This window comes from Microbacterium sp. Y547 (assembly GCF_057669785.1).
In genome coordinates, this window is sequence record NZ_JBYHFN010000003.1 from 201009 (window position 1) to 214329 (window position 13321).

General features: G+C 69.5%; 11 protein-coding genes. 5 read left to right on the forward strand and 6 right to left on the reverse strand.

What is annotated here, in order from left to right; genetic code table 11:
- Nucleotides 1-6: 6 nt before the first annotated feature.
- The 3 genes from AC25Y0_RS06320 to AC25Y0_RS06330 all read right to left on the reverse strand — a co-directional run bounded on the left by AC25Y0_RS06320 (nucleotide 7) and on the right by AC25Y0_RS06330 (nucleotide 3349).
- Nucleotides 7-1494: a sensor histidine kinase gene (locus AC25Y0_RS06320; RefSeq protein WP_488122094.1), complete on the reverse strand. Its 1488-nt coding sequence runs from the start codon at nucleotides 1492-1494 to the stop codon at nucleotides 7-9.
- Between the two features lie 110 nt (nucleotides 1495-1604).
- Nucleotides 1605-2723 (reverse strand): CpaE/TadZ family protein, encoded by a 1119-nt coding sequence (locus tag AC25Y0_RS06325; protein ID WP_488134391.1) that lies wholly within the window; start codon nucleotides 2721-2723, stop codon nucleotides 1605-1607.
- Entirely contained in the window at nucleotides 2720-3349 is a 630-nt protein-coding gene (locus AC25Y0_RS06330) for a CpaB family protein (protein WP_488122092.1), read from the reverse strand. The genes AC25Y0_RS06325 and AC25Y0_RS06330 overlap by 4 nt, the downstream gene beginning before the upstream one ends.
- A 98-nt stretch (nucleotides 3350-3447) precedes the next feature.
- Here AC25Y0_RS06330 and AC25Y0_RS06335 point away from each other — a divergent pair, with 98 nt between their 5' ends.
- Nucleotides 3448-3729: a helix-turn-helix domain-containing protein gene (locus tag AC25Y0_RS06335; RefSeq protein WP_488122091.1), complete on the forward strand. Its 282-nt coding sequence runs from the start codon at nucleotides 3448-3450 to the stop codon at nucleotides 3727-3729.
- Nucleotides 3730-3737: 8 nt separating this feature from the next.
- On the opposite strand, the gene AC25Y0_RS06340 is transcribed toward AC25Y0_RS06335, so the two are convergent.
- Nucleotides 3738-4322, reverse strand: coding sequence for a hypothetical protein (locus AC25Y0_RS06340; RefSeq protein WP_488134392.1), 585 nt, complete (start codon nucleotides 4320-4322; stop codon nucleotides 3738-3740).
- A gap of 131 nt (nucleotides 4323-4453) precedes the next feature.
- On the opposite strand from AC25Y0_RS06340, the gene AC25Y0_RS06345 reads away from it, so the two are divergent.
- The gene (locus AC25Y0_RS06345; protein ID WP_488122089.1) at nucleotides 4454-4894 is read left to right on the forward strand and encodes an Rv3235 family protein; all 441 of its coding nucleotides are present in this window, start codon (nucleotides 4454-4456) and stop codon (nucleotides 4892-4894) included.
- Between the two features lie 68 nt (nucleotides 4895-4962).
- Here AC25Y0_RS06345 and AC25Y0_RS06350 read toward each other — a convergent pair whose 3' ends face one another.
- Together AC25Y0_RS06350 and secA are read right to left on the reverse strand one after the other, a co-directional pair.
- Nucleotides 4963-6186: a pyridoxal phosphate-dependent aminotransferase gene (locus AC25Y0_RS06350; RefSeq protein ID WP_488122088.1), complete on the reverse strand. Its 1224-nt coding sequence runs from the start codon at nucleotides 6184-6186 to the stop codon at nucleotides 4963-4965.
- Nucleotides 6187-6262: 76 nt separating this feature from the next.
- Nucleotides 6263-9073, reverse strand: a complete 2811-nt coding sequence (gene secA / locus AC25Y0_RS06355; protein ID WP_488122087.1) for a preprotein translocase subunit SecA — start codon at nucleotides 9071-9073, stop codon at nucleotides 6263-6265.
- 266 nt (nucleotides 9074-9339) lie between these two features.
- Here secA and AC25Y0_RS06360 point away from each other — a divergent pair, with 266 nt between their 5' ends.
- From AC25Y0_RS06360 to AC25Y0_RS06370, 3 genes are all read left to right on the forward strand, one after another.
- Nucleotides 9340-9954: a PadR family transcriptional regulator gene (locus tag AC25Y0_RS06360; RefSeq protein ID WP_488122086.1), complete on the forward strand. Its 615-nt coding sequence runs from the start codon at nucleotides 9340-9342 to the stop codon at nucleotides 9952-9954.
- Nucleotides 9955-10082: 128 nt separating this feature from the next.
- Nucleotides 10083-11867 (forward strand): DEAD/DEAH box helicase, encoded by a 1785-nt coding sequence (locus tag AC25Y0_RS06365; protein WP_488122085.1) that lies wholly within the window; start codon nucleotides 10083-10085, stop codon nucleotides 11865-11867.
- Nucleotides 11868-11968: 101 nt separating this feature from the next.
- Complete coding sequence (locus AC25Y0_RS06370) at nucleotides 11969-13315, forward strand: hypothetical protein (RefSeq protein ID WP_488134393.1); 1347 nt, start codon at nucleotides 11969-11971, stop codon at nucleotides 13313-13315.
- Nucleotides 13316-13321 lie beyond the last annotated feature (6 nt).

A 13321-nucleotide genomic window follows, 5' to 3' on the forward strand; every position in this document is an offset into this window, starting at 1 on the left:
CTTCGTTCACCCGCGAGGACGGTCGATGTACCGCAGCGGGATATCGATCGTGACCTCGGTGCCCGCACCGACTGCCGTGTGCCAGTCGATCGTCCCGCCGAGCTCGCCCTGGATCAGGGTGCGCACGATCTGCGTGCCGAGGCCGCGTCCGACCTGCCCCTCGGGCAGGCCCACGCCGTCGTCGCGCACCGTGACCGCCAGGTGCTCGTCGGTACGCTCGGCGACGATCTCGACCTCGCCTTCCTTGCCCGCGAGGCCGTGTTCGACGGCGTTGGTGACGAGTTCGGTGAGCGCCAGGGCGAGAGGCGTCGCATACTCGCTCGGCAGCGTCCCGAAGCGACCCGTCGTGCGGGTGCGCGCCCGGGTGCTCGGGGCGGCGGCGACTTCGGCGATCAGCTTGAGCGCGCGCTCGAAGACATCGTCGAAGTCCACGTTCTGGGCGAGCCCTTCGGACAGCGTGTCGTGCACGACGGCGATCGCCGTGACGCGGCGCATGGCCTGCGTGAGAGCCTCGCGCGCTTCTTCCGAGTGCGAGCGCCGCGCCTGGATGCGCAGCAGCGACGCGACCGTCTGCAGGTTGTTCTTGACGCGATGGTGGATCTCACGGATCGTGGCGTCCTTCGTGATGAGCTCCTGCTCCTGGTGCCGGATCTCGGTCACGTCGCGGCACAGCACGATCGCGCCGATGCGCGTGCCGTGGTGGCGCAGCGGGATCGTGCGCAGCGACACGGTGACCCCCCGCGCTTCGAGGTCGGCGCGCCACGGTGCGCGACCGGTCACGACAACCGGGAGCGTCTCGTCGAACTGGCGCTTGGTCGGGAGGATCTGCGACACGACCTCGATGAGCGACTCGCCCTCGAGCTCGTCGTCGAATCCGAGGCGGATGAATGCGGACAGCGCGTTCGGGCTCGCGAACGTCGCGATCCCGTCGACGTCGAGGCGGATGAGTCCGTCTGACGCACGCGGAGCACCGCGCCGCGGCGCGGCAGGGGCTTCGAGATCAGGGAACTCCCCCGAGGCGATCATGCTGAACACGTCGTCGGCACAGTCGTTGAAGGTGATCTGCTGGCGACTGGGTGTGCGCGCTTCGCCGAGGTTCGTGTGCCGCGTCAGCACGCCGATCGTCTGCGGCTCCTCGCCGTTGGCCCGCCGCACGATCGGCACGGCGCGCACCCGCGTGGGTGTCTCCTCGAACCAGTCCGGTGATGCCGAGTCGACGATCTGCGCGGTCTGGAAGGCATCGCGCACCTGTGTGCGCCACTGGGGGCGCACGCGGTCGCCGACGATGTCACGGTAGAACAGCGTCGCCGCGCCGCTCGGCCGGGTGTGCCCGATGGCGACGAACGAGTCGTCGGGTGTGGGCACCCAGATGACGATGTCGGCGAAGGCGAGGTCAGCGAGCAGCTGCCCATCGCCTGCCAGGCGGTGAAGCCATTCGACGTCTGCCGCGCTGGAGCGGCCCTGGGCATAGACGAGATCGCTGAGGGTCGACACGCTCCCAGCGTAGGGCGTGCGGCCTCAGGCCGCGCGGCGACGCGAGGGCGCACGCGTCGCTTCGGGCGCGGGCGCGACCGCCTCACCGACGAAACGGCGCAGCGCAAGGGTCAGGGGCGACTTCGGGGCGACCTCGGCGATGGGTCGCGACGCCAGTAGCGCCGCATCGGCCGAACGAGGGTCCTGGGGCAGGAACCAGACATCGCGGATGCCGCCGAAGCGGTCGAGCGTGCGTCGCACCTGCCCGCGCGCGTCGATGCCGAGGGCGCCGGGGCGCAGACCGTTCGCGAGCACGGCGATGCGCGTGGCCCCGAGACACTCGCGCGCAGTTCGTCGTGAGCGCGCAGGAAGCGCGCGACGCCGACGGGATCGGCCTTGGCGACGGCGACGACGGCGTCGGCGGATTCGAGCGCGGCGAGGGTCGCGGCGTTGCGCCGGGGGCCGGCGAGGTCGCTGACGATCTCTTCGTCGCGCTCGAGCGATGCCGCGACGTCGACGACGGTGTAATCAGCCCACGCCCGGCACACCGCGAGCGCGTCGGCGACCCGGTTCGCGCTCAGTTCGGGCCATCGCGACGGACGGTTGATGCCCGTGAGGACATCGACACCCGTGCCGCCCAGCGGCAGGCTGATCCGCAGGAGTTCTCGCGGATCGAGCCCGCCGATCTCGGATTGCCGGCACGCCGCCGCGAAGCCGGGCCCCTCATCGGGCAGGCCGAGCGCGATGGCGATCGAGGGCGCGTGCGTGTCGGCGTCGACGAGCGCGACCCGGCGGCCACCGCGCGCGAGCTCGACGGCGAGCTCGATCGACACCGTCGTGCGGCCGGGTGCCCCGGCAGGCCCCCACACGGCGATCGTTCGCGAGGGCGCGGTCGGTTCGGCCGCTGCAGCAGGCACGCGGGGCGCCGCCACGACGGCAGCGAGCCGCCACGGCTCGACGTCGATCGGGTGAACGGTCTCGAATCCGAACAGCTCCGCCGTGCGCGCGGCATCCGTCGTCGACCCGACCGGAACGATACGCACGCCGGCGCGGTCGCACGCCGCGACGAGCGCCGCCGTCGCGGATGCCCGATGCGCCTCGAGCACGAGGACGTCAGCTCGAGACGCGATCCTCGTGTCCAGCGAGGGTGCGGATGCCGCGACCACGGCGACGACGTCGATGTTCTCCCGGGCGAGCCCGGCCGCAAGGCGCGACCCCTGCGGCTCGTCGACGGCCACGACGACCTTCATCGGCTGCTCCCCATCGACGGCACGACCGACACGGCGGATTGATCCGCGATCGCCGCGAGCACCGCCGCGACATCGGCGCGCGGGATCGCGAGCTCGACCGATGCGGCCCCACCGCCCATCATCGACTCGTCGCGCTCGACGTGCGCGACCGTCGCGTCGGCGACGAGGATGCGCGGAGTGTCGTAAAGGCCCCGCTCGAGGAGCGGCGCAGCCCACACTTCGACGACGGATCCCGGCCCGACGGCGGCGGGAACCTCGGCGGCGCTGCGCACGACGACGCTTGTCGTGCGCAGCGCCGAGGGGTCTCCGAGCGCCGCGCGCGGAATGAGCTCACCCCGCGGCACCGTGCGGGTCGCGACGGATCCCGGCTCGAACGCTTCCGCGGCGAGGTAGGTCGCGTCGGCCTGCCCGAGGCCGACGTCGACCATGTGCACGTCGTCGTCCGAGATCGTCTGGCCGACGACGATCGTGCGGGCAGCGGTGAGCATCACGTCCGTCTGGCGCGCGGACGTGACGACGAACCAGACGCCGCCGACCGAGGCGACGATGAGCAGGATGCCGAGAAGGAAACGGACGTCTGCCCAGGGAGCGCGACGGCGCGCGCGGGCATGTTCGACAGCGGTCATCGCTCCATGGTGAGACACCCCGCACGCACCGCCGCGTCGTTATCCACAGGCCCGCGCCGGACTCCTGGCATGGTGTGGATGCCCTCGATAATGGGGGGATGCCCCAGACTCCGGCGCCCGCGATGCGTCTGCTCGCCCTCGCGCAGGCGGCCGACATCCTCGGCGTCTCGGTTGGCGAGGTGCTCGACCTCGTGCACCGCGCCGAACTGCGCGGCGTGCGGGTCGGGGCATCCGCACAGTGGCGCATCGAACAGGCGAGCATCGCTGAGTATCTCGACGGACAGGCCGAGATCGAGCGACGGGCCGCTCTGTGGAACCAGTCGCAAGAGGCGAGTTTTCCCGAGCTGTGGGGCACGGGGCCGATCCGCCACACCGACTGAGATCGCGCTCAGAACTCGATCTGCCCCTCGAGCCGCAGCCAGACGACCGCCGAGACAGGCACGATGCGGTGTGCCGCCACGGCGTCTGCGCGACGCGGTTCGCCCGGCGCGTGCACGGCGAGGTCGAAGTGGTCGACACCGGCACGGTCGATCGTGCCGGTGAGCAGGCGTTCGCCGCTCGACCGGATCACGACGCCGGTGCGGCGCCGCGCGAGATCACGCAGCAGATACCCGAGGGTCAGGCGTTGCGCGACGCGGTCGGGAGGTGCGGCCCGAGCGCTGCGCAGCAGGTCGGCGTGCGGCATACCGATGCTGCGGATGGAGGCGAAGGGCGCAACGAGGGCTCTGCCCGGTGCGTCCGTGGCGTGGAGGGCGACCCAGTCTGCGCCGATCGCTCGCACCCTGGCCGTGAGTGCGGTGCCGTCGCAGAGGTCGAGCGCGACATCGTCGCCGTTGAGGGCGGCGAGGCGGTCGTGCAGCGACAGACGCGACCGCTCGAGCCGCTCGGTCTCGGTCGCGAGCGCGGCACGGTCAGCCTCCCAGTCCGAGGCGATCTGGTCTTCGAGATCGTCGAAGAAGCGGTCCCAGCGCATTCGGGCACAGTACCGGCACCGGTATGTGGCGGTCACGAGTTGTCCACAGTTCGCTGACCCGGTTCGTCGAGACGGTCGCCGGTGTGCTGTACTTCTCCGTGGCATCCCCCCTGGCCAAGTAAGGCACCGCCATGGCAACGTCGCCCGCGGGCACCGCCCGCGCCTTCGTCCCGCCCGCCGACGCATGGGAGCTGTCGAAGTTCTTCGCGCCGCAGCGCACATCATCCGCCGCTCTCCCCGACCCGGAGCCTCTCCTGCGCAACCTCACGCGGGGCGTGCTCGAGGTCTTCGCCGGGGTCCGCGACGTCGACCAGCTCGCGCGCTGGCTCACCGAGGACGCCTACCGCACGCTCCTCGCCCGGGCGAACCTCGCCGCGCGGGCGAGGTCGGCGCGCGGCATCCCGGCCCGCCGCCCCGTACACGCGCTCACCTCGGTGCGGCACCAGTCCCCCGCTGACGGCGTCGTCGAATCGGTCGTCATCGTGGAGGGCCCCGCGCGCACGCGCGCCGTCGCGTTACGTCTCGAAGGCAGAGACGGGCGCTGGCGCGCCACCTCTCTCGCACTGCTCTGACCGGTCGCGGTCTCGCGCGTGATCCGGGCCGGCGTCACGCCGTGGACGGATGAGAGCCGCGGAAGGTGCTACTGGCGGTACGACGAGAGGAAGTTGCCGAGGCGTTCGATGGCCTCGGCGAGAACCCGGGCCTCGGGCAGCGTGACGATCCGCAAGTGGTCGGGCGAGGCCCAGTTGAAGCCCGTCCCCTGGACGAGCAGCACATGCTCGGCGACGAGGAAGTCGTAGACGAGCTTGCCGTCGTCATGGATCTCGTGCACCTCGGGATCCAACCGGGGGAACGCATACAGGGCCCCGCGAGGCTTGACGCACGAGACGCCCGGAATCGCCTCGAGACCCTGCCACGCGGTATCCCGCTGCTCGTGCAGACGCCCAGAGGGCGCGAGCATCGCGTCGATCGACTGCACACCCGACAGAGCGGCCTGCACGGCGTGCTGCGCGGGAACGTTCGGGCACAGCCGCGTAGAGGCGAGCAGCGTCACGCCCTCGATGAACCCATGGGCGTGGTCCTTCGGGCCGGTGACGACGAGCCAGCCCGACCGGTACCCGGCGACGCGGTACGTCTTGGACAGGCCGTTGAAGGTGAGCACGAGCAGGTCGGGCGCGACCGAGGCCATCGGGATGTGCAGGGCATCGTCGAACAGGATGCGGTCATAGATCTCGTCCGAGAGCACCAGCAGCGAGTGCTCCCGCGCGATCTGCGCGATCCCCTCGAGCACTTCACGCGAGTACACGGCACCCGTCGGGTTGTTCGGGTTGATGACGACGATCGCCTTCGTGCGTGGTGTGACCTTCGCCCGGATGTCGTCGAGATCAGGCTGCCAGCCGTTCTGCTCGTCGGCGAGGTAGTGCACGGGTGTTCCACCGCCGAGGCTCGTCATCGCGGTCCACAGCGGATAGTCCGGGGCGGGGATGAGCACCTCATCGCCCTCGTCGAGCAGCGCCTGCATGACCATCGTGATGAGCTCGGACACACCGTTGCCGAGGTAGACGTCCTCGGGCCCGAACGGCGGGAACGTCGGGTCCTGCTCGTAGCGGTACACCACCGCCCGCCGCGCGGACATGATGCCCTTGCTGTCGCTGTAGCCGTGCGCCTCGGGGATCGAGTCGATCATGTCGCGCACGATCTGAAACGGCGCCTCGAACCCGAACACGGCGGGGTTGCCGGTGTTGAGCTTGAGGATCGCGTGCCCCTCGGCCTCGAGCCGGTCGGCCTCGACGAGCGCCTGCCCGCGGATCTCGTACAGGACGTCTTTCAGCTTGCGGGACTGGTCGAGGGGGCGCAGACTCATCGATTCAGACTAGCGCCCGATTCTGCGGCCCCGCCCACCCCGACCTCCTCATGACCGCGTCACGGAAAGACGCGGGCTACTTCTTCTTGTTCGCCCGACGGTCGGCGCGGTTCTGCGGAGCCGGGCCGGGAGCAGCCTCGGCTTCCGTGCGCTGCCCGAAGGCGCCGCGGGGGCCCGCGGGCTGGGCCGGCGCAGGCTGGCCGGGACCGGCGGCGGCTGCCGTCTGGCGCAGCTTCTCGGTCGCGGCGCGCTGCACCTGACCGCGCTCGTTGCGCACCTCGACCTCGCCGGCGTCGTTCGCCGCCGAGTACTGCAGGCGCTGCGCGTCGACCGATGCCTCGCCCAGGCCCTTGGCCTCGACCCCGGTGACCTCGTCACCCTGCGAACGCACCTCGACCTCGAGGTTGTAGAGGTAGCCGACGGACTCCTCCTTGATCTGTCCCATCATCGTCTGGAACATCTCGAAGCCCTCGCGCTGGTACTCGATGAGCGGGTCGCGCTGGGCCATGGCACGCAGGCCGATGCCGTCCTTGAGGTAGTCCATCTCGTAGAGGTGGTCGCGCCAGCGGCGGTCGAGCACCTGCAGAACGACGCGACGCTCGAGTTCGCGCATCGCGGGCTCACCGAGCGACTCCTCGCGCTTGCGGTACGCGATCATGGCGTCCGAGAGGATCTCCCGCTTGAGGCCCTCGGCGGTGATCCCACCCTTGCGGCCGGCACCTTCGGCGACGACCTCGTCGATCGTCACGCTCACGGGGTACAGCGTCTTGAGCTCGGTCCACAGCGCATCGAAGTCCCAGCTCTCGTTGTGACCCGAGCCGGTGTGCTCCTTGATGACCTCGTCGATCGCATCTTCGATGAAGTGCGTGATGCGGTCGGCGATGTCGTCGCCGTGCAGGATCTGGCGGCGGTCGGTGTAGATCGCCTCGCGCTGGCGGTTGAGCACGTCGTCGTACTTGAGGACGTTCTTGCGGATCTCGGCGTTGCGCGCCTCGACCTGGCTCTGTGCGCTCTTGATGGCACGGCTGACCATGTTGGACTCGATCGCGACGTCATCGGGGAAGTTCGTCCGCGACAGGATCGCCTCGGCCGCACCCGACTGGAACAGCCGCATGAGATCGTCGGTGAGCGACAGGTAGAAGCGGCTCTCGCCGGGGTCACCCTGGCGGCCAGAACGACCGCGCAGCTGGTTGTCGATGCGGCGCGATTCGTGCCGCTCGGTGCCGAGCACATAGAGCCCGCCCGCCTCGGCGACCTTCGTCGCCTCGACGGCGACGACGTCACGGGTCGCCTCGTAGACGGCATCCCACTCGGCTTCGTACTCTTCGGGCGTCTCGACGGGGTCGAGGCCCTTGGCCTTCATCTCCTGCACAGCGAGGAACTCGGCGTTTCCACCGAGCATGATGTCCGTTCCACGCCCGGCCATGTTGGTCGCGACCGTGACGGCGCCCAGGCGCCCCGCGCGGGCGACGATCTCGGCCTCACGTGCGTGGTTCTTGGCGTTGAGCACCTCGTGCTTGATGCCCTTCTTGGCGAGCAGCCGCGACAGATACTCGCTCTTCTCGACGCTGACGGTGCCGACGAGCACCGGCTGGCCCTTCGCGTGGCGCTCGGCGATGTCTTCGACGACCTGGGCGAACTTGATCTGCTCGTTCTTGTAGACGAGGTCGGACTGGTCCTTGCGGATCATGGGCTTGTTCGTCGGGATGGGGACGACGCCGAGCTTGTAGGTCGACATGAACTCGGCCGCTTCGGTCTCGGCGGTACCCGTCATGCCGGCGAGCTTGTCGTACAGGCGGAAGTAGTTCTGCAGCGTGACGGTGGCGAGGGTCTGGTTCTCGGCCTTGACCGGCACGTTCTCCTTCGCCTCGATCGCCTGGTGGATGCCTTCGTTGTAGCGTCGGCCGGCGAGGATGCGGCCCGTGTGCTCATCGACGATCATGACCTCGTCGTTGATGACGACGTAGTCGGTGTCGCGCTTGAACAGCGCGAGGGCCTTGATCGAGTTGTTCAAGAACGAGATGAGCGGGGTGTTCGCCGACTCGTACAGGTTCTCGATGCCGAGGTAGTCCTCGATCTTCTCGATGCCGGGTTCGAGCACACCGATCGTGCGCTTCTTCTCATCGACCTCGTAGTCGACGCCGGGCTCAAGGGTCTTGGCAATCTTCGCGAACTCGAGGAACCAGCGGTTGGCCTCACCCGAAGAGGGGCCCGAGATGATGAGCGGCGTACGCGCCTCGTCGATGAGGATCGAGTCGACCTCGTCGACGATCGCGAAGAAATGACCGCGCTGCACGAGGTCTTCCTTGCGCCACGCCATGTTGTCGCGCAGGTAGTCGAACCCGAACTCGTTGTTGGTGCCGTACGTGATGTCGGCGTTGTACTGCTCGCGCCGAACCTCGGGGTTCTGGCCGGCGACGATCGTTCCTGTCGTCATGCCCAGGGCGCGGTAGATGCGGCCCATGAGCTCGGCCTGGTACGACGCGAGGTAGTCGTTGACCGTGATGACGTGCACGCCCTTGCCGGCGATCGCATTCAGGTAGACGGGGAACGCACCCGTGAGCGTCTTGCCCTCACCCGTCTTCATCTCGGCGATGTTGCCGAGATGAAGCGCCGCGCCGCCCATGATCTGCACGTCGTAGGCGCGCTGGCCGAGGGTGCGCTTGCCCGCCTCGCGCACGGCGGCGAAGGCCTCGGGCATGAGCTGGTCGAGCGACTCGCCCGCTTCGTACCGCGCGCGCAGTTCGGTCGTCTCGCTGCGCAGCTCCTCGTCACTGAGGTGCTCGTAGTCCTCTTCGAGGGCGTTGACGGCCTTCACAACCTGCTGAAGTCGACGAAGGATTCGCCCTTCGCCGGCGCGGAGCAGTTTCTCGAGAGGGTTGGCCACGGGGCATCTCCATCTGTCGGGTCGGGCACCGGTCGGCACCAGTGCCGGGCGGGCGCGCACTGCGCCCGGGCATACCTGCCCATGTTACTGGGCTGTGATCTTTGCGTGGGCTGTGTGCGTGTCGCCGCTCCGGAGCATCCGGAATATGTATTCTCAGAAACTACATACAGGGTATGCATCCGCCCCGGGCGTTCACACCGGTTTCATGCCCGCTCGTCGCGGCGCGCAGGTATTGACGCGCTGCGATTCTGATGCAAGGAGTCATCATGTCCGTACGGCAGAGTCTGCTCGCGATCCTCGATCAGGGGCCGTGCTACGGCTATCAGCTGCGGGCAGAGTTCGACCGGCGCACGGGCTCGACCTGGCCGCTCAACGTCGGTCAGATCTACAACACGCTCGACCGCCTCGAGCGTGACGGCCTGGTCGCAAAGGGCGACGTGGACGAGCACGGGCACGTCTACTGGCAGATCACGGATGCCGGCGCGGCGGCCGCGCGCAACTGGCTCGACTCGCCCGTGGAACGTGGCCGGGGCACGCGCGACGAGCTCGCGATCAAGCTCGCGGTCGCCGCGACCCTGCCCGGCGTCGATGTCGCCGCGGTCATCCACGCGCAGCGACGCTCGTCACTCGCCCAACTGGACGCCCTCACGCAGGCGACATACGCGGGGCCGAACGCTGACGGACCCGAAGAGCTCGCCTGGGCGCTCGTGGTGGACTCGATGATCTTCGCCGCCGAGGCTGAGATCCGGTGGCTCGAGCACGTCGAGCAGCGACTGGCGACGCACCCCGAGCACTCCCTGGAGCTGGCACTGTCGACCGAGCGACCCAAGCGCGGGCGCCCGCTCGCGGTGCGCGACGAGGTGGCGTTGGCTGTGAGGTAGAGCCGGCCCGACGCATTCGCGGGGCCGGGCGCGGCACCTGGACGCTTCACAGCCCGACCCCGGTACCCTGAACTGTGCCAAAAGATCAAGACCAACTCCATGCCGAGGCTCCTGTCGAGCCCGCGCCGATGACTTTCGCCGACCTCGGACTGGGCGAGCCCGCCCTCAAGGCTCTGCGCGATGTCGGATATGAAACGCCGTCGGCGATTCAGGCAGCGACGATTCCCACCCTGCTCGCCGGCCGCGATGTCGTCGGACTCGCACAGACCGGAACCGGAAAGACCGCAGCGTTCGCCCTGCCGATCGTCGACCGGCTCGATCTCACTCAGAAGACGCCGCAGGCACTCGTGCTCGCCCCGACCCGCGAGCTCGCGCTGCAGGTGTGCGAGGCGTTCGAGAAGTATGCGTCGCATCTGAAGGGCGTCCACGTGCTGCCGGTCTACGGCGGGCAGGGCTACGGCGTGCAGCTTTCTGCGCTGCGCCGCGGCGTGCACATCGTCGTCGGTACCCCCGGTCGCATCATGGACCACCTCGAAAAGGGCACGCTCGACCTGTCCGAGCTGCGCTTCCTCGTGCTCGATGAAGCCGACGAGATGCTCAAGATGGGCTTCGCCGAAGATGTCGAGACGATCCTCGCCGACACCCCGGACACGAAGCAGGTCGCTCTCTTCTCGGCGACCATGCCCGCCGCGATCCGTCGGATCTCGCAGCAGTACCTGAACGATCCCGAAGAGATCACCGTCAAGTCCAAGACGACGACGTCGTCCAACACGACGCAGCGCTACCTCATCGTCTCGTTCGCGCAGAAGATGGATGCGCTCACGCGCATCCTCGAGGTCGAGAACTTCGACGGCATGATCGTCTTCGGCCGCACCAAGAGCGTCACCGAGGAGATCGCCGAGAAACTGCGTGCGCGCGGGTACTCCGCCGCCGCGATCAACGGCGACGTGGCCCAGGTGCAGCGCGAGCGCACCGTCAACCAGCTGAAGTCGGGCAAGCTCGACATCCTCGTCGCGACCGACGTGGCCGCTCGAGGCCTCGACGTCGAGCGCATCTCGCACGTGGTGAACTTCGACATCCCGACCGACACCGAGTCGTACGTGCACCGCATCGGCCGCACGGGCCGCGCCGGACGCTCGGGCGTCGCCATCAGCTTCGTCACCCCGCGCGAGCGTGGGCTGGTCCGCGCGATCGAGCGGGCCACGCGCCAGGATCTCACCGAGATGCAGCTGCCGAGCGTCGACGAGGTCAACGTCACACGGCTCTCGCGGTTCGACGACAGCATCACCGCCGCGCTCGCGGAAACCGAACGGATCGAGCGGTTCCGCGACATCGTCGCCCACTACGTGCGCCACCACGATGTGCCCGAGGTCGATGTGGCCGCCGCACTGGCCGTCGTCGCGCAGGGCGAGGTGCCCCTGCTGCTCGAGGCCGAGCCCGACAGGCCCGCCCGCAGCCGCGACGACCGCGAACGGTCCGACCGCCCCGAGCGCAGCGACCGCGGACCGCGCCGCTCGCGCGACGGCATGGCGACGTACCGCATCGCCGTCGGCAAGCGTCACCGCGTCGAGCCTCGGCAGATCGTCGGCGCCCTCGCCAACGAGGGCGGGCTGCGCCGAGACGACTTCGGCGCGATTCAGATCCGCCCGGACTTCTCGCTCGTCGAGCTTCCGGCTGATCTGCCCCGTGACACGCTGTCGCGCTTGGCCGACACCCGCATTTCGGGCCGGCTGATCGAGCTGCGCCCCGACACGGGTGGCCCCGCGCGCCGCCGTGACGACCGTGACGACCGCGGACGCCGGGATGACCGTCCCCGCGAGGGCTCGCATCGAGACGACCGCGGATCCGGTGAAGACGCGTCCGACGATCGCCCCGCCCGCAAGCCTCGCCACAAGACCGCTGACGACGTCTGAGCCGAACCGCGGCGATCCGTCGTCGCGGTTCGCCCTCGGCGGACGCTCATACGACCCCACCGCGGGGCCGACGTTCGGCGACCGCCCGTAGGATCGATGTCATGGCTGGATTCTGGGGCAAACGCAAGCGCGTCAACGAAGAACTGCAGGCCCAGGACGCCGACCTCGCCCGCAAGGCGCGCACGGCGCTCGTGGCCGCCGACGAGCGGATCCGCGTCACGAACGACGAACTGGCGTTCGCCGAGGCCGAGCTCGGCCCGGACTCGACGAAGGAGCTGCGCGAGGCGCTCGCCGCTGTGAAGGAGCACCTCGGTGAGGCCTTCCACCTACACCAGCTCAATCACGACGAGATCCCCGACACCCCCGAAGAGCTGCGCACCCGCAACGCGCGCATCATTCAGCTGTGCGAGTGGGCGGAGGACCTGCTCGATGACCGCACCGAGTCCCTCGCCCAGCGCATCGCGCGCGCGCGCCGCGCTCCCGAGATCATCGCAAAGGTGAGGTCGGATGCCGCACACCTGCGCACGCGGATTCCCGGCGCCCGCGAGACCGTTGCTCGGCTCGCCATGCGCTACGCCCCCGAGGCTCTCGCACAGGTCGCCTCGAACCCCGCAGAGGCCGATCAGCTGCTCGGGTTCGCCGAGCACAGCGCCGGCGTCGCCGAACGGCGCCGCGAAGCGGAGCAGCGGGAACAGGCGAATCTCGCGCTGGAGGCCTCGACCGAGTCGGTGCGTCGCGCAGCGACGCTGCTCGACGCCGTCGAGACATTCGAGGTCGAAGCGCTGCGCGCCGAGTCGACGCTCGCCGCGATCATCGAGGATTCCCGCGAGGACATCGTCGTCGCGCTGAAGGAGCCGCGCTCCCCCGGCGTCTCCGCCGCGATCGCCGAGCTCCAGAAGGCACTGAACTCGCTCCCCGGCGCGGGAGTCAACACCGACCCGTTCGCTCTGCTCACCCGCCTGCGTACGGCGAACGAAGGGCTCGATGCGGCGATCGCCGCGGCGCGCGAGCGTGCCGCACGACCTATCCCGCCGCTCGAGCACGTGCGCCACAGCATCGACGACTCCGACCGGCAGCTCGCCGTCGCGCGCGACGTCATCGCCGGGCACCGCGGCTGGATCGGCGCCGATGCCCGCACGCGTCTCGCCGAGGCGGAGCGGGTGCGCCTCGACCTCGACCGCTACCTGGGCGCCTCGGCGTCCATCGTCACGACGATCGACGAGGACCATCGCGAGCAGGCGATGGCGATGGCGCGTCGCGTGGCGTTCCTCGCCGGCGAGGCTCTGCAGCTCGCGCAGCGCGACATCGACGCGTCCCGCCCCCAGCAGGACCAATGGGGCGGCAACTGGGGTGGCGGTCGCCGCGGCGGCGAGGGCGGGAACGGCGTCATGGGCGGCATCCTGGGCGGTCTCGTGATCGGCAGCCTGCTCGACGGCATGTTCGACTGACGACGC